The organism is Bradyrhizobium sp. RDM12, assembly GCF_051917485.1.
Lineage (GTDB): Bacteria > Pseudomonadota > Alphaproteobacteria > Rhizobiales > Xanthobacteraceae > Bradyrhizobium.
Genome location: NZ_CM133064.1, coordinates 4,823,288 through 4,839,648, shown reverse-complemented (window position 1 = coordinate 4,839,648; position 16,361 = coordinate 4,823,288). Strand labels below are relative to the sequence as shown.

The window sequence follows — 16,361 nt, the reverse complement described above, 5'->3', positions numbered from 1 at the left end:
ATAGCCTGCGCGGCTCTCGCGCAAAAGAGTTCACACCCGGGAGGAACTTGCCATGCCGATCACAACAACAAGGCGCCGTCTGCTCGCTGGATCCGCTGCCGCGCTCGCGCTGCCGGCCTTCGCTCGTGCGCAAGGCGCGGTCAAGCCGCGCCTCACAGTGATCTCGCAATGGTCCGCAGGCAGCGACGGAGCGGCGATCACCGCGCTCGGCAAGAAGTTCGAGGAGAAGGGCGGCGTCTGGCAGCACTCGCCCGTCCCCGGCTTCACCACCGAGATGATGAACAAGCTGCGCGCCCAGATCATCGCCGGCGATCCGCCGGCCTGCTCCCAGCTCAAGGGTCCGGAGATTGCCGCCTGGTCGAAGATTGCGCCGACCGTCGATCTTGACGCCGTTGTCGCGGCCGCCGGCTACGAAAAGGTCGTCGCACCGGACCTTGCAAAACTGCACAAGCCGGGAGGCAAGTGGATTGCCCTGCCGCTGCAGATCTACAGCACCAACATGCTGTTTCTCTCCAAACGCGCGATGGACAAAGCCAAGGCCGACAAGATCCCCGTCACCTGGGCTGACTTCAACGATCTCGCCGAGAAGATGAAAGCCGGCGGAGTCACCTTCCCCGTCGCCAATGGTGGCACCCGCGCCGACGATGGGCAAAAATTCGAGGCCTCGCTCGCCGGCATCAGTCCCACCGCATATCGCGCAGCCGCCATGAATCTCGACAAGAAAGCCCTCGAGGGTCCCGAGATGAAGGCTGCCTTCGCGCAGATGCGCAAGATCACCAACTGGATGGATCCCAATGTTGGCGCCCAACCCTATGCCACCAATTTGAAGCGCTTCGTCGACGGCGACATGGGCCTGTTGATCATGGGCGGATGGGCGCAGGGCGTGTTGCGCAACGCCGGTTTCAAGTTCGACGACTTCGTCATCGCGCCAGGCCCCAGCGACAATGGCAAGCCGGTATTCCTGTTGAATGCCGATGCCTTCATCTTCTGGCAGCGCAAGGAGCCCGATCTGCAGGCCGGTCAGGCGCTGATGGCGCAGCTCGTCATGGATCCGGCGATCCAGACCATGTACTCGCAAATCACGGGGTCGATCCCCGTGCGCACCGATGTCGATCTGTCCGGTGAAGGCTGGTCCGATGGTCAACGGCGAACCGCAGCCGCGCTCAAGGACGCTGTCGCCAACAATCAGGCCGTGCTGAGCCTCGCGCACAACATGGCGCAGGAAAATGGCCTGACTGCCGCGATGATCGACGTGTTCACCGAATACGCGAAGAACAAGACGATTACGCCGGATCAGGCGGTCACCCGCCTTGCCGAGGCTGTTGAGGGCGCACGTTGACCGACGCGGTCTCCACAGCAACACGACCGGGCTGGCCGACAACCTCTGACTCGGTGCGCCGGCTGCCCGAATATCTGATGATCTGGGTGCCGCTGCTGTTGTCCGCAGCGCACCTCGTTTCGTTTTCGATCTGGACGATCTGGATTTCGTTCACGCCATCCACCCTTGTTCCGGTCACGGGCTGGGTGGGATTGCGCAACTACAATTCGGTCCTGGCGTCGCGGAACTGGCAAATCGCGTTCGACAATCTGTTGCTGTTCGGCATAGCCTTCGTGCTGCTGAGCTTGATCACCGGTCTCGTGCTCGCGATCCTGCTCGATCAGCGCGTTCGCGGCGAGAACGTGCTGCGCACCATCTTCCTGTACCCCCTGGCGGTGTCGTTCGTCGTCACCGGCACGGTCTGGAGCTGGCTGCTCAATCCCGGTATCGGGATCGAGAAGCTCGTCCATGACCTCGGCTGGAGTTCGTTCCACTTCGACTGGCTGGTCAACCGCGACATGGCGATCTGGACCATCGTCATTGCCGCGATCTGGCAATCCTCGGGCTTCGCCATGGCCCTGTTCCTGGCCGGCCTTCGCTCTGTCGACGCCGACATCATCAGGGCCGCGCAGATCGACGGCGCCGGACCGATCCGAACCTATTGGCGCGTCATTCTGCCGACGCTTTGGCCGATCACCATCACCGTCGTCGTTGTCCAGCTGCAATTTGCGATTTCGGCCTTCGACCTCGTCCGCGCGCTCACCAACGGTGGGCCCGGCATAGCGACCCAGCTGCCGGCCCTTGTCGTCTACGATTTGATGTTCCAGCGCGGCCAGCTCGGCCGCGGCGCGGCGGCGGCAGTGCTCATGCTGCTCATTCTGCTCGCCGTGCTGCTGCCCTATGCAGCGTGGCGTTATGTCCAGCGACGGCAGGCCACCCATGCGTGACCGAAGCTTCGCCCCGAGCCGAATTCTGATTTATCTCGTCGTGACATTGTTTGCGGCTGCTTATCTCGCGCCGCTGGTCGTCGTCGTGCTGAACTCGCTCCGGACCAATGAGGAGATCGCGCAGGGCTCGATGATCGGCTGGCCGCAACATTTGGCCTGGGGCAACTACGCCCTCGCCTGGAGCGGTTTCTGTCTCGCCGAGACCTGCGCCGGCATCCGGCCGTATATGCTGAATTCCGCACTCATCACGATCCCCGCGACGATCTTCTCCACCCTGCTTGGTGCTGTCGCGGGTTACGCCGTGTCGCTCTGGCGCTTTCGCGGCGACAACTGGATCTACGGCATCGTCACTCTCGGCCTTTTCCTGCCCCAGCAGATGCGCCTGCTGCCCTGGACCATCGTGCTGCGGGACATCGGGCTCATCAACACGCTGTCGGGTCTCGTGCTGATCCATACGATCCAGGGGCTCTCCTTCACCGTGCTGTTCTGCCGGAACTACTATATCGCCATTCCGCATGAACTGATCAGGGCCGCGCGCATCGACGGCGCCGGGTTCTTTCGTATTTTCTGGCGCATCATCCTGCCGCTCTCGTCGCCGATCCTGATCGTCACCGTGATCTGGCAGTTCACGCACATCTGGAACGAGTTCCTCTATGGCGTGACATTCACGACCGGCCAGCAGCAGCCCGTGACGGCCGCACTCATCGCGCTATCTGCCGCGGTCGCGGACATCCCGCAGCATGGCGTGCAGAGCGCAGCTGTCATCATCGCGGCCCTACCCACTTTGCTGATCTATCTCGTCGGTGGCAGGTATTTCGTACGCGGCCTCACTGCCGGGGCCGTGAAATGATGGATGTATCATGGCAGCACTAAGCATTCGGGCGCTGTCGAAGCGCTACGCCAATCTGGAGGTGCTGAAGGGCATCGACCTCGAGATCGAGAGCGGTGAATTCACCGTGCTGGTCGGGCCGTCCGGCTGCGGCAAGTCCACGCTGCTCAACATCGTCGCCGGGCTCGATCGGGCGAGCGACGGCACGATCGAGATCGGCGGACGCGTGGTCAACGACGTCCCGCCGAAGGACCGCGACATCGCCATGGTGTTCCAGTCCTATGCGCTCTATCCGTCGATGACGGTGCGCCAGAACATCACCTTCGGCATGGAATGCCGACACGTACCGAAGGCGGAGCAGGAGAAGGCGCTGGCCAACGTGGCCAAGCTGCTCCAGATCGAGCCGCTGCTCGGCCGCAAGCCGTCGCAACTGTCGGGCGGGCAGCGCCAGCGCGTGGCGATGGGGCGCGCGCTGGTGCGCGACCCCCTGCTATTCCTGTTCGACGAGCCGCTCTCCAATCTCGACGCCAAGCTGCGCGTCGAGATGAGGATGGAGATCAAGCGGCTGCATCAGCGCATCGGCGCCACCATCATCTATGTCACCCACGACCAGATCGAGGCGATGACGATGGCAACCCGCATCGCCGTGATGCATCGCGGCGTGGTGCAGCAATTCGCCGACCCCGACACCGTCTACCGTTATCCGGCCAATCTGTTCGTCGCCCGCTTCATGGGCTCGCCGCCGATGAACACGATGCCGGCACGGCTGGAGGCCGACGCCGGCAAGCCCGTGGCGGTGATCGGCGCAGGCCGGCCGGACGAGGTCCGTCTCCGCCTGCAAGACTACGACGCAGCCCGGTCCTATGCCGGCCGCGAGGTGGTGCTCGGGATTCGGCCGGAATGCATCGCCGAGGAGATCGCGTGTTCTCTGGCGCTACGGGCGCGCCGCTCATCGTCACTGCGCCGGTCGAGCTGGTCGAGCCCACCGGTGCGGAGACCATTGTCCTGCTGCGGCTTGGCGGCGAGCCCGCGCAGGCGCGCATCTCGCCGGAGATCCGCCCGATCCCGGGCGGGACCGCTTCCTTCGCCCTCGATACCCGCCGCATTTGCCTGTTCGACCCTGAGACGGAGCGACTGATCGCATGACCAAGACGAGCTATGCCGACCTCGCGGATCGCGTGGTGCTGATCACCGGGGGCGCCAGCGGTATCGGCGCCGCCTTCGTGCGCGCTTTCGCCGACCAAGGATCCCGCGTCGCCTTCCTCGACATCGACACGCAGGCGGGTGAAGCGCTGGCCCACGACGTAGCGAAAACGTCCGGCACCGCACCGCTATTCATACCCTGTGACCTCCTCGACATTGAAGCCCTGCGCGCGGCACTGGCGAAGGTGCAGGGATCGCTGGGCGATGCCGCGGTCCTCGTCAACAATGCCGCCAACGACCAGCGCCAGGTGCTGTCGGAGGTGACGCCGGCCGAATTCGACTGGATGATCGGCGTCAATCTCAAGCACGTCTTCTTCGCCGCGCAGGCGATCGTGCCGCAGATGCAGGCGCGCGGCGGCGGCTCGATCATCAACATGTCGTCGATCGCGTGGATGCGCGGCGCGCCGGCATTGCCGACCTACGCTGCGGCAAAGGCGGCGATTGTCGGCTTCACCAACTCGCTGGCCCGGCTGGTCGGCCCCGACCGCATCCGCGTCAACGCGATTGCACCTGGAATGGTGATCACCGAGCGACAGCGCCGGCTGTGGTATCCGAGTGAGCAGAATATCGCCGAGCTGCGCACGCGCCAGGCCATTCCCGATGCGGTGACACCCGACGACATCGCGAACATGGCGCTGTTTCTCGCGTCCGACCAAAGCCAGCGGATCACGCGCCAATGCTTTCAGGTCGACGGGGGTCTCGGCTAGCTAATTTACCGACATGATCGTGTCGGGCGGGGCGACGGCATCCGCGCTCGCATCGACACTCATTTTTTGATATCGGCGGCGACGACCACCCGATGGTTGGCCAGCAGTTCCTGCAAGGCTTGGAGTGCAGCCACGCCGCATAGCGTATCCTGCTCACCGTTGCCGCCGCTGAGTCCCACGCCGCCGACGACTTCGTCGTCGACCACGATCGGGAAGCCGCCGACGAACACGGCGAACTTACCTTCGAAGCTCCACTGGATTCCGAAGGCTTCGTTGCCCGGCAGGGCCGGCCCGTTCGGCACCTGGTTGAAAAGATGGGTCGAGCGCTTGTGCCCGGCGGCCGTGAAGGCCTTGTTCCAGGCGATCTGGGGGCCGGTAACGCGCGCGCCATCCATCCGTTCGAGGATGAGCGGGTAGCCGCCGTCGTCCGTGATGCAGACCGTCTCGAGCACGCCTATTTCGGCGGCCTTCTTCAGTGCGGCTGCGGCCATGGGCTTGGCTTCCGATAGTTCGAGCTTGATCGATTTCCTCATCTCATGCCTTTTCTGCCGGCTGCGACGCCCCGCGCACGGCTTCGCCTGTTGTCCCTCAGCATCCGCGATATACGGTCTTGATCTGCGTGTAGAATTCGAGTCCGGCGCGGCCGGACTCGCGGAACGTCGATGTACTCGACCGCTTTACGCCTCCGAACGGCGCATTGATCAGATTGCCGGTCGTGGTGCGGTTGATCTTGACGGTTCCCGACTGAATGTCGTTGGCGAAATCGTGCATGATGCGCGGGTTGCGCGTCACGATCGCGGCCGACAATCCGTATTCGCTGTCGTTGGCCTTGGCGATGGCGTCCGCGTAGGATTCGACCTCGATGATCGCAATGACGGGGCCAAAGATTTCCTCGCGGGCGATCGTCATCTGCTGCGTGACGTTGGTGAAGATCGCCGGTGTAACGTAGTAGCCGCCATCATAGCCGGCGCCGGTGAGCCGTTCGCCGCCGCAGAGGTGCGTCGCCTCCTGCTTTCCGATCGCGATATAGCGAAGCACCGTCTCGAGCTGCCTTGCTGTGGCGAGCGGCCCGAGGTCCATGCCGGCAAGGAGGCCGTTGCCGATCTTCAAGGCCCTGACCCGGGCAACCAGCCGCTCCGTGAACTCGGCACGAACCTGCTTCATGACCAGGACACGGCTGGTGCCAGTGCAAGCCTGGCCTGCAAGCGAGAGGCCGCCCTTCACAGTCAGGTCGACCGCCCTGTCGAGATCGGCATCGTCCATCACGATCAGTGGATTCTTGCCGCCCAATTCCATCTGCGTGCGCGTCGTGAAGCTGACCGCCCGGCAAATCCGTTCACCGGCCAAAGTCGATCCGGTAAACGAAATGGCGCGGATCTCGGGCGCTTCGGTGATGGCGGGGCCGACCTCGCCAGCCATGCCGGTGATAAAATTCAGGACGCCCTTGGGCAGGCCGGCCGCCACCAGCGCCTCGGCGAGACGGTAGCCGCTCAGCGGCGCATCCGACGACGGCTTGAACACCACCGCATTGCCGGCAATAAGGGCGGGCGCGATCTTGCGTGCCGGGATCGAGACAGGAAAATTCCAGGGCGTGATGACCGAGACGACGCCGAGCGGCTCGCGCAGCGTGTAGACCGTCATGTCGGGATCATCGTTGGGAAAAACTTCACCCACCAGCGACTGGCCTTCGACGGCATAGAATCGCAACGTCTGCGCCGAGCGGAGGACCTCGTCTCTGGCGAGGTTGAGCGCCTTGCCCATTTCGCGGGTCATGTCTCGCGCCATCTGGTCTGCATGCGCCTCGAGACGATCCGCCGCGCGATTGAGAATGGCTGCGCGAGCCGAGATTGGCGTTTTCTTCCAGCGCTCGAACGCGGCCGCGGCCGCGCCGACAGCGAGCTTCGCCTCGGCCGCCGTCGAGGCCTGGAAGCGACCGACAATATCGGACGTATCGGCCGGGTTGGTGTTGTCGAACGGCTTCGCAACGCCGCGCAACTGCTCGCCATTGACGAGATTCGGGAATTCCTCGACCTGGGCGCCGTGTTCGTCGGAACCGCGGGCACTTATCGTCGCAGCGTCGCTCATGATGACCGAACCTTCTTCAATGCCAGATCAGGACCGCGCAGATCGTCGAGGTCACCAGCCCCGCCAACACCGGCACCATCACCGTCTGCACGATCTGGAATACCGGCACACGCGCGAATCCGGCCACCGCGATCAGGGAGGACCACGCCACCAGGGTGCCGCCCCCGGTCCACACCGCTCCCATCTGGCCGATGGCCGCGAGCGTCGCGGGATCGAGCCCGACGGTCGGCGCCAGCGCGCCCGAGAGCGACCCGGTGAGCGGCAGCCCGGCAAAACCCGACCCGTCAATCCCGGTGATCATGCCGGCGATCAGAACGCCAAACGCGACGAAGACCTGGTTACCCGGAATCCAGTGCTGCGCAGCCTGGACCAGTTCGAACAGGAGATTGGGCGCCTGAGCCGCGGGGACGCCGAGGATCGGGGCGGACAATCCCTGCTCGGCGCCGAGGAAAAAGAAGCCGGCGATCGGCAGCACCGAGCCCATGGCCTTGAACGCGAAGACGAACCCCTCGGTGACATGGTCGGCGCTGGCATCAAGGAATTTGCGCAACTCATCGGTGACGAACGAGGCGCAGATCATCAGCACGGCGGCGACGCCGCCGACCAGCGCCGCGGCGTCACCGCCCTTGAGGTCATGGCCGATGCCGAGCTTCGAGAGCACCATCACCACAATGACGCCGAGGAAGGCGAGCGGCGTCACCACCGCGAAGATCTTCGACCATTTTTCGCGAGAGCCGGGAATCGCGGCAAGCGCCCTGTCGATCTGCGCCTGGGTCGCGAACGGCTTCCGGTTGCCAGCGGTGCCACGGGCGATCTCCGCTTTGTCGAAGGTGCCCTCCTCCGCGATGCGCGCGAGCTCGCCGTTGCTCGACTGCGCCTGCCATCGCTCGAGCAGCTTGTCATCGGGCTTGGAGATGAGCTTGCGGATGGCGAAGTAACCCAGCAGGAGCGCGACGCTGCCGGTGATCAGCGACAGCACCAGCGCGCGGTCCGCGACCGTAGCGGCGCTGACGGCAACACCCGCGGCCTTGGCGCTGATGCCCGGAGCGACGCCGATGACGTAGTCCGATGACAGCGCCATGCCCTGGCCTGCGATCGCGATCGCAATCGCACCACCGAGCGGCGGCAGTCCCGCCGCAATCGCCGCCGGCAGCAACACCGCCGAGACCAGCGGCACCGCCGGTGTCGGCCAGAAGAAGAGTGAGATGACGTAGGTGATGCCGGCCAGAACGAAATAGGCCGTGTGCCCGTCCTTCATCACGGCGCGGAACGGCTCCACCATGCGGATGTCGGAGCGCAACACCTTCAGCGCATTGAGCAGCGCGGTCATCAGCGCGATCACCAGGAAGATGTTGAACAGCTCCTTTGCCGCCGTGAAACTTGCATTGAAGATGCTTCCGAGTGCGGCAATCGGACTGTGCGTCCAGGCCAGCGCCACCAGAAAGGTCGCAAGGACCGACGGCACGACCACGTTGGCGCGCCAGATCATTGTCACGACGATGAGGGCCACACCAAACAGGTAGACCCAGTGCGCGGCGACGATCGGAACATGCGGCATTGTCGTCATGCGATGCACTCCCCAAAAGCAGCCTAATTTTGTATACTGTATTCTAAAAAGCAACAGTTAAGTGTGACCGGCATGCAGAGGCGCTTGAACAGAGAAGCTGGCCCACAGGCATAGCGTTGTATTTATTTGGAAATGTTGAGGCTGCGCATCCGAGGTGGCTTTCCTCGTCGTTCGACGCGTTGACGTTTCGGCCAAAATTGTATACTGTATACTCGAAGGCCGCGGTGGCCGCGACGAACCCGGCCTACCCTTTCGGCGACAGAGGAGCGCGAGATGCAAAAGCTGATGAATCATGTGGAATTCCGCACGGCCCTCGAGAATGCAATCAAGGGCAAGAGCGCCAACAAGGCTCCCTTCAGCATCGCCTGGGCGAGCGGCAAGCTGAGCCGTGCGCATCTCGCGTGCTGGGCCGAGAACCACTATCACTATGTCGGCCCGTTCGCCGATTATCTCGGCTACATTTATGTGCGCATGCCGGAGCAATATCAGGAGGCCAAGGACTTCCTGCTTGCCAACATGTACGAGGAGGAGATCGGTGGCGACCGCCATACCGACCTGCTGATCCGCTTCGCCGAGGCCTGCGGCACGACCGCGGAACGCGTCAAGAATCCGGACAACATGACCGCGACGACGCGCGGGCTGCAAAGCTGGTGCTATGCCGTCGCGATGCGCGAGGACCCGATCGTGGCCGTGGCGGGTCTCGTAGTCGGCCTGGAATCGCAGGTGCCATCGATCTACCGTAAGCAGACGCCGACCTTGCGCGAGAAGTACAAGTTCACCGACGAGGAAGTCGAGTTCTTCGACCTTCACATCGTGTCGGACGAGATTCACGGCGAGCGCGGCTATCAGATCGTGCTCGAGCACGCCAACACGGTCGAGTTGCAGCAGCGCTGCCTGAAGATTTGCGAAATCGGAGCGCAGATGCGGCTGCTCTACACGACCGCCCTGTACCACGACTATGTCGCCAACGACATTCCGCTGGCCGAGCTCGACATGACCGAGAACAAGGTGCCCGCCGACGAACGTGCGTTGCTGCAAGCCTGAGCCACGCGGCATGCCCAACGTCGTCTTTCACAGGAACGGCCAGACCTTTCACGGCGAGATCAAGGAGAACACCAATCTCGTCGTGAGAGCGGGGATCCGGCAGTTTCCCTATCCGAACTTCCTCTACGGCTGCGGCATGGGCAAATGCGGGAAGTGCGCGGCCCTGATCATCAAGGGAGGTGAGCACCTGCCCGAGCCGAACTGGAAAGAAAAGAAGCGGCTCGGCACGAGAATCGAGGCCGGCTATCGGCTGGCCTGTCAGCTCTGGCTCGCCCATGACGTGGAGCTGTCGCAGGAAGCAAGCCCGCTCACCGACGTTGTCGCACCTGACAAGGTCGGCTGATTCCTTGAGTGCCCGGGTCCCGCACCGGCCTTGCGGCAATCCTCGCCAACACGGGAGATGTGAGCCATGTACCGTGATCCTGACCAGCAAGGACGGACTGTTCCGGACCGAGATCATCGACGGGCTGCGGCCCTCGCCTCCTACGATTATCTGTTCTACGGCACCAAAAAGGCAACTTTCGTGATCGCGGAATTGCTCGAGGAAACCAAGATCAAGGTGATCGACGAAGCCTGGTCGCCGCCTATCGTGAATAAGGTGCCCTCAAGTTCCTCGAAAAGTTCGCAACGCCCGAGCTGGCCTATCGCGAGCTCGAACACCTCACCTCGTTCGGCCACATGGACACAAAGCTACGCAAGTCGTGACGTCCGAAAGCACAAATCAGCCCGCCGCGAAGACCGGCATGATCGAAGTCACATTCGTGACCAATAGCGGGAAGTCCGTCACGGCGCCCGTCGACAGCAATCTGCTGCGGATCTCCTTGCGTGAACAGGGTGGCATCCCCTTCAAGTGCGGCGGGGAATTTGCGGCACGTGCAAATGCCTCATCGAGAAGGGATTGGAGAATACCGATGCGATCAAGCCGAAGGAACGCAAGCACCTCACTGAGGAGCAGTTCGCCGCCGGCTACCGGATGGCGTGCCAGACGTTTCTCACCGGCGACGTCAGCGTGTCCTGGACGCCAAGACCGGCCGCCGCAGGGGCTCGCCCGGTCTCGACGAGACCCGCGTCCGATTCGCTCGATTGACTGGGCGGGCGATACCGGCCCCCCGCTACAGCGGCTTGCCGCTGCGCAGTGGGCAGTCTAAGTACGTTCATGCCGTCCCTGCCGGGAATTCCGTTCGGTCGGTGGCGAGATCGGATCTCGCCGCGCGGTTCGGAAACATCAAACCGGAGCGGCTGAGCAGGTCATCTCATGGCTAGCAGGCTGGGAAATTCGAAACGACGTCTGGGCGACGACTATCTCTCCCTCCACGACAGGGTCATCGAGGAGCTGCGTCAGGCCATCTTGAGCCGACGGCTCAAGCCCGGCGAGCGACTGGTCGAAGGGCGCCTCGCCGAGGAGTTCGGCGTCTCCCGCAACCCGGTGCGAGAAGCCATCCGCGTGCTCACCAGCGAGGGCCTGGTCGAGGTGACGGCACGGCGCGGTGCATCGGTCCTTGCCATGACCGACGAGGAGGCACGCGAGACGATCGAGGTTCGCGCGCTATTGGAGGGACAGAACGCGCGGTTGGCCGCGCGCCGCCGCGATCAGGATATTCTAGAACGGATCGCAGCGGTCCTGAACAAGGGCACCGACTCCGTGGCCGCCAAGCGCTTCGACCTGCTGCCTGGCCTCAACCAGCAATTCCACAACGAGCTCGCTGCGGCCGGTCGCAATCGCGTCCTCGCCGATTTGCTCAAACGGCTGCGCGAAAGAACCGCGATGTTGTTCGCTCCGACCGATCCGGTGCGCCAGGCGCGGACCTGGGACGAGCACGCCGGCATCCTGCGCGCCATCATCGCAGGCGACGAGCGCGCTGCCGCCACGCTTGCCGCAGAGCATGTGATGCGGGCCGGCGCCGATTTTTTGTCGACCCTCCAAATTCCCGAGGAAGACCAGTCGCTGGACGCCATGCCCGCGCGACCGAGCACGGCGGCCGCAAAGCCGCGGGCCCGCCGCGCCGCCGGCGGACGCGCGAAGAAGTAGCCAGGTAAAAAGCTCAGGACGAGCGCCGCCCCTTGCGCATCGTCGCGAGCACGATGTCGGCGGCGAGCACGCTCGGTGATTTATTGCCGGTGGACATGATGGTGTCGAGCTGCGCGAAGGCTTCGACCTGTTGCTTGCGCATCGGCGTCTCCGTCAGCACCTCGGACAGTGCTGCTGCGAGCTTCTCCGGCGTGCAATCCTCCTGCAAAAATTCGGGGATCACGTCCTTGCCGATCACGAGATTGGCGAGGATCACCGAGGAGACCTGGATGGCGCGGCGCAGGATGAAAGCCTCCATCGCGCCGACGCGATAGGCGGTCACCATCGGAATGCCTGACAGCGCGAGCTCCAGCGTCACCGTCCCGGATTTCGCCAGCGCTGCACGCGCGATCCGGAATGCGGCGCGCCTCTCGGTTTCGCCGACCACGATCTGCGGCTTGACCGGCCATGTCGCCACGCCTGCGCGGACCGTGGCTTCCAGATGCGGCATTGTCGGCAGCATCAATTCGAACATGCGGCCCGCAGCCTGCAATCGCCCGAGCGCAGCGCCGAACAGGCCGAGATGATGCCGAATCTCGCTGCGGCGGCTGCCCGGCAGCACCAGCAGCACCGGCGGGTCGCTGTCGCGGCGCGCTTGCTCGTCAGGGTCCGGGCGCAGCGACGGCAGTTGCTCGATCAGAGGATGGCCGACATAGCTGCATGGCGGCCCTTTCAGCTTGCGGTACTCCTCCGGCTCGAACGGCAGCAGGCCCAGCACGTGATCGACATAACCAAGCATCGCGCGCGCGCGGCCCGGTCGCCAGGCCCAGACCGAGGGCGAGACGTAGTCGATGACGGGGATCTCCGGATTCTTCGCGCGGACGCGGCGCGCCACGCGATGGGTGAAATCGGGACTGTCGATGATGACCAGCGCGTCGGGCGCGGCCTCGGTCACGGCATCCGCGGTCTCGCGGATCAGCCGCAGGATTTTCGGCAGCTGCTGCACCACCGCGGCAAAGCCGACGATCGACAGCTCCTCGATCGGAAACAGCGTCTCGAGCCCCTCGCGCGCCATGGTGCGGCCGCCGACGCCCTCGAACTCAACGCCGTCGCCGAGGCGCTGGCGCAGCACCTTCATCAGCGCCGAACCGAGCCGGTCGCCGGATTCCTCCGTCGCGATCAGAAAGATCTTCCGTTGGGGATCGCGGGTCTGCATCAGGCGGGCAGACCGACCACGAAAAGATATTTGGCGTCGGCGAGCCCGATCATCGCCTGCGGCTCGGCGGCGATGGTGTTGCCGGCGATCACGGCGACGCCGGCAAGGCCGGCCTTGGCGACGCCCTCGATCGTGCGCGCGCCGATCGTCGGCAGGTCGAAGCGCAAATCCTGGCCGCTCTTCGGCGCCTTCACCAGCACGCCACGCCCGGTCGCAGCACGGATACGGCCCTCCTCGCGCAGCCGCGCCACGCGCGCCAGCAGCGCATCAGTGCCCTCGATGTCCTCGACAGCTACCACATGGCCGTCGATCACCACGGCGGCCTGACCGATGTCGAACGGCCCGAGCGCGGTGAGCACCGCGCGCCCGCGTTCGATGTCGCCCTTGGCATTGTCGGCCGGCCAGGCGCGGGTGATGCAGCCCTCGGGCATCAGCAGGTCGGGCGCGACGTCCTTGATGCCGACCATTCGGAAGCCGCCTTGCTCGAGAATGCGCCCGACGCCCGACAACAGATGATCGTCGCCGCCGCGGAAGGCGCGGATGACGTTGCCGAGCAGCCGCAACGTGGTGACGTCGAACCGGATCTCGGTGAGCGAAGGCCGCACCAGCGTGCCGATGAAGATCAGGTCGCGGCAGCCCTCCTCGCGGAACAGCCGCATGGCGCGGCCGAGCTGACCGACCGAGATCCAGCGGTGGCGGAATTTCTCCACTTGCACCGGATCGCAGGCGCCTCGCAACGGAAACAGCACTGGCGTGATGCCGCGCACGGCAAGCGACTCGGCAACCGCGAACGGCATCGCGCCGCCGCCCGCGACCACGCCGACCGGCGATGACATCCCTGGAGCCGCCGATGTCATGTCCGCGGCCATCCCGCTGTCACTTCTCGATGGCGGGAAGACAGAGCGGACGCTTGCCCTTGCCGATGAAGCCGAGGATTTCGGCGATCGCAGGATCTTCGCTCTCGAGGGGCCGCGCCGCCTCCAGCCGCTCGGCCAAGGTGCCGGGCCCATGGAAGAGTTTTTGGTAGAACGCACGCACGGTGGCGAGGCGCTGCCTGGTGAACTTGCGCCGCTTCATGCCGATCAGGTTGAGGCTCTCCAGCACCGCATATTGGCCGTTCGCGAGCCCGTACGGGATGATGTCGTCGCGCACGCCCGAGAGGCCGCCCACCATCACATAGGAGCCGATGCGCGTGAACTGGTGCACCGCGGACAGCCCGCCGATATAGACGGCATCGCCGATCTCGCAATGGCCACCGAGCGTCGCCGAGGTCGCGAAGATCGCGTTGTTGCCGACCATGCAGTCATGGCCGACATGGCTGTTGTTCATGAAATAGCCGTCGTTGCCGACGTGCGTCTTGCCGCCACCCTTGACGGTGCCGACGTTCATGGTCGCGCCCTCGCGGATGGTGCAGCCGGAACCGATCTCGAGCGTGGTCGGCTCGCCCTTGTAGCTGAGGTCCTGCGGCGCGCCGCCGAGCACTGCGAACGGCGAGATCACGCAATTGTCCCCGACCGAGGTATGGCCGATCACGGTGACCTGTCCGATCAGCTTGCAATTGGCCCCGATCCTGGCGTTGCGACCGATGATGCAAAAGGGCCCGATCTCGGTGCCCTCGCCGATCACGGCGCCGTTTTCCACCCGTGCGGTGGGGTCGATCTTACTCATCAAGAAGGTCTGACTATGTGTTGAACTTGCTCAGCTTTCCGGTGGTTAGCGCGACTGCGCCCGATCTGTCCAGTGACGCATGATCTCGGCGTGTTTCGCTCAGAGCAAATGGCGAATCGAGAGTAGCGAACAGAAGGGAATAGAGCAGCTTATTCGCCACTCCCTGCTCGCTATCCACTCCCTGCTCGCCATTCGCCAGTCCGCCTCAGTCCGTCAGCATCGCCCCGACATCAGCTTCGGCGACGACCTGGCCGTTGACCTTGGCGTCGCCGTGAAACCACCACATGGCCTTGCGGCGGCCGACCGAGCGCATGTGATACTCGATGGTATCGCCGGGCAGCACCGGCTTGCGGAACTTGCACTTGTCGATCGTGAGGAAATAGACCGCGCGCGGCTTCTCGGTGCCCTCGACCGACTTGATGCCGATCACGCCGGCGGTCTGCGCCATCGCCTCGATCATCATCACGCCCGGATAGACCGGACGTTCGGGGAAATGGCCCTGGAAGGCCGGCTCGTTGAAGGTGACGTTCTTGATGCCGATGCCGCTGTAATCGGCCCGGATGTTGATCACACGGTCGATCAGGAGCATCGGAAAACGGTGCGGCAGGGTCTGGAGGATCGCATTGATATCCACCAGCTCGAATTTAACAGGTGATTCCGCCGTCATTCCCGCCCCTCGTCCTTCGGATCGGCCTTGCTGTCGCGTACCAGGCGCTCCACCGCAATAATTTCCTTGAACCATTGTTTGGTCGGCTTGGCAAAAAATCCGCCCCAGCGACCGTTCGGCGGGATGTCATCCTTGACCCCGCTCATCGCGGTGACCTGGGCGCCGTCACCGATCTTGAGGTGATTGTTGATGCCCACCTTTGCTCCCAAGGCGACGTTGTCGCCGATCGTCAGGCTGCCCGCGAGCCCGATCTGGGCCGCCAGCAGGCAGTTCCGGCCGATCGTCACATTGTGGCCGATCTGGACCTGATTGTCGATTTTGGTGCCCTCCCCGATCACCGTGTCCCGCAGGGAGCCGCGATCGATGGTGGTGCCGGCGCCGACTTCCACGTTGTTCTGGATCAGCACACGGCCGGTCTGGGGCACCTTCAGATGGCCCTCGGGGCCGAAGAAGATGAAGCCATAACCGTCCTGGCCGATCGAGCAACCGGGGTGGATCAGCACGTTGTTGCCGATCAATGCGCATTGGATGGCCGTGCGGGCGCCGACATTGCAGTCCCGCCCGATCTTGACGCCCGGACCAAGCACCACGCCGGCGCCGATCACGCTGCCGCTGCCGATCTCGACATCCGGACCGATGACGGTCAGCGGCTCGACGATGACGTCGTCCTCCAGCCGCGCCGACGGGTCGATGATGGCAGACGGCGCAATGCCGTCATTGCCGAACCAGGACTGTGGGCGCAACGCATCGCCATGCCATTCCCGGGCGATCCCGACAAAGGCGCGGAACGGCTGCGCCACCCGCAGCACGGCCACATGCGCCGGCACCTGGCTTTCGAAACGCGGGCTCACCAGACAAGCGCCAGCCCTGGTCGCCTTGAGCTCATCGGCGTATTTGAGATTGTCGAAGAACGCCAGATGCATCGGGCCGGCTTCGTCCAGCGAAGCAAGACCCGTGATGACATGACCACCCCTGACAGGATCGACCAATTGCGCCCTTGTCAGCGCGGCGATGTCAGCCAGCGTTGATGCCGGCGGTTTCCTAAAGAAGGTCGGCTGCGCCATTCCACCCCGTCGCGGTCCGGCTTCGGCATGAAGCGGAA

The 16,361-nt window shown here is 64.2% G+C and carries 17 protein-coding genes and 1 pseudogene; 10 read left to right on the top strand and 8 right to left on the bottom strand.

The genetic code is table 11. The features are described 5' to 3' along the window. The first annotated feature begins 52 nt into the window (after nt 1-52). The 5 genes and pseudogenes from ACTGJ9_RS23640 to ACTGJ9_RS23620 all read left to right on the top strand — a co-directional run bounded on the left by ACTGJ9_RS23640 (nt 53) and on the right by ACTGJ9_RS23620 (nt 5,004). Complete coding sequence (locus tag ACTGJ9_RS23640; protein ID WP_456673056.1) at nt 53-1,339, top strand: ABC transporter substrate-binding protein; 1,287 nt, start codon at nt 53-55, stop codon at nt 1,337-1,339. Further along, nucleotides 1,336-2,265, top strand: a complete 930-nt coding sequence (locus ACTGJ9_RS23635) for a carbohydrate ABC transporter permease (protein ID WP_456673055.1) — start codon at nt 1,336-1,338, stop codon at nt 2,263-2,265. The genes ACTGJ9_RS23640 and ACTGJ9_RS23635 overlap by 4 nt, the downstream gene beginning before the upstream one ends. Next, entirely contained in the window at nt 2,258-3,115 is an 858-nt protein-coding gene (locus tag ACTGJ9_RS23630) for a carbohydrate ABC transporter permease (RefSeq protein WP_456673054.1), read from the top strand. Before ACTGJ9_RS23635 ends, ACTGJ9_RS23630 begins: the two co-directional genes overlap by 8 nt. 10 nt (nt 3,116-3,125) lie before the next feature. Next, nucleotides 3,126-4,240, top strand: a pseudogene (locus tag ACTGJ9_RS23625) (ABC transporter ATP-binding protein). Continuing rightward, nucleotides 4,237-5,004 carry an SDR family NAD(P)-dependent oxidoreductase gene (locus ACTGJ9_RS23620; RefSeq protein WP_456673053.1) on the top strand — a complete coding sequence of 256 codons (768 nt, stop codon included), beginning with the start codon at nt 4,237-4,239 and terminating at the stop codon, nt 5,002-5,004. The pseudogene ACTGJ9_RS23625 and the gene ACTGJ9_RS23620 overlap by 4 nt, the downstream one beginning before the upstream one ends. Before the next feature lie 59 nt (nt 5,005-5,063). Here ACTGJ9_RS23620 and ACTGJ9_RS23615 read toward each other — a convergent pair whose 3' ends face one another. The 3 genes from ACTGJ9_RS23615 to ACTGJ9_RS23605 are packed head-to-tail and all read right to left on the bottom strand — an operon-like array spanning nt 5,064 to nt 8,656. After that, complete coding sequence (locus ACTGJ9_RS23615) at nt 5,064-5,537, bottom strand: GlcG/HbpS family heme-binding protein (RefSeq protein ID WP_456673052.1); 474 nt, start codon at nt 5,535-5,537, stop codon at nt 5,064-5,066. A gap of 55 nt (nt 5,538-5,592) precedes the next feature. Next, complete coding sequence (locus tag ACTGJ9_RS23610) at nt 5,593-7,089, bottom strand: aldehyde dehydrogenase family protein (protein WP_456673051.1); 1,497 nt, start codon at nt 7,087-7,089, stop codon at nt 5,593-5,595. A gap of 16 nt (nt 7,090-7,105) precedes the next feature. Next, entirely contained in the window at nt 7,106-8,656 is a 1,551-nt protein-coding gene (locus tag ACTGJ9_RS23605; RefSeq protein WP_456673050.1) for a hypothetical protein, read from the bottom strand. 273 nt (nt 8,657-8,929) lie between these two features. Here ACTGJ9_RS23605 and ACTGJ9_RS23600 point away from each other — a divergent pair, with 273 nt between their 5' ends. From ACTGJ9_RS23600 to ACTGJ9_RS23580, 5 genes are all read left to right on the top strand, one after another. Next, nucleotides 8,930-9,700: a TenA family transcriptional regulator gene (locus tag ACTGJ9_RS23600; protein WP_456673049.1), complete on the top strand. Its 771-nt coding sequence runs from the start codon at nt 8,930-8,932 to the stop codon at nt 9,698-9,700. Between the two features lie 10 nt (nt 9,701-9,710). Continuing rightward, complete coding sequence (locus ACTGJ9_RS23595; protein ID WP_456673048.1) at nt 9,711-10,043, top strand: 2Fe-2S iron-sulfur cluster-binding protein; 333 nt, start codon at nt 9,711-9,713, stop codon at nt 10,041-10,043. Nucleotides 10,044-10,109: 66 nt separating this feature from the next. Beyond that, a complete protein-coding gene (locus ACTGJ9_RS23590) occupies nt 10,110-10,472 on the top strand; it encodes a hypothetical protein (RefSeq protein ID WP_456673047.1) in 363 nt (120 codons plus the stop codon). Nucleotides 10,473-10,598: 126 nt separating this feature from the next. Then, on the top strand, nt 10,599-10,787 hold the full coding sequence (locus tag ACTGJ9_RS23585) for a hypothetical protein (protein WP_456673046.1): 189 nt from the start codon (nt 10,599-10,601) through the stop codon (nt 10,785-10,787). Nucleotides 10,788-10,955: 168 nt separating this feature from the next. Continuing rightward, nucleotides 10,956-11,729: a GntR family transcriptional regulator gene (locus ACTGJ9_RS23580; RefSeq protein ID WP_456673045.1), complete on the top strand. Its 774-nt coding sequence runs from the start codon at nt 10,956-10,958 to the stop codon at nt 11,727-11,729. A gap of 13 nt (nt 11,730-11,742) precedes the next feature. Here the strand turns inward: ACTGJ9_RS23580 and lpxB are convergent, their stop codons facing one another. The 5 genes from lpxB to lpxD all read right to left on the bottom strand — a co-directional run bounded on the left by lpxB (nt 11,743) and on the right by lpxD (nt 16,323). Then, complete coding sequence (gene lpxB / locus ACTGJ9_RS23575; protein ID WP_456678602.1) at nt 11,743-12,927, bottom strand: lipid-A-disaccharide synthase; 1,185 nt, start codon at nt 12,925-12,927, stop codon at nt 11,743-11,745. After that, entirely contained in the window at nt 12,924-13,781 is an 858-nt protein-coding gene (locus ACTGJ9_RS23570; protein ID WP_456678601.1) for an LpxI family protein, read from the bottom strand. The genes lpxB and ACTGJ9_RS23570 overlap by 4 nt, the downstream gene beginning before the upstream one ends. Nucleotides 13,782-13,800: 19 nt before the next feature. Further along, nucleotides 13,801-14,592 carry an acyl-ACP--UDP-N-acetylglucosamine O-acyltransferase gene (gene lpxA, locus ACTGJ9_RS23565; protein WP_456673044.1) on the bottom strand — a complete coding sequence of 264 codons (792 nt, stop codon included), beginning with the start codon at nt 14,590-14,592 and terminating at the stop codon, nt 13,801-13,803. A 205-nt stretch (nt 14,593-14,797) separates the two neighbouring features. After that, nucleotides 14,798-15,259, bottom strand: a complete 462-nt coding sequence (fabZ, locus tag ACTGJ9_RS23560; RefSeq protein WP_018320213.1) for a 3-hydroxyacyl-ACP dehydratase FabZ — start codon at nt 15,257-15,259, stop codon at nt 14,798-14,800. Then, nucleotides 15,256-16,323, bottom strand: coding sequence for a UDP-3-O-(3-hydroxymyristoyl)glucosamine N-acyltransferase (lpxD, locus tag ACTGJ9_RS23555; protein WP_456673043.1), 1,068 nt, complete (start codon nt 16,321-16,323; stop codon nt 15,256-15,258). The genes fabZ and lpxD overlap by 4 nt, the downstream gene beginning before the upstream one ends. Nucleotides 16,324-16,361: the final 38 nt, after the last annotated feature.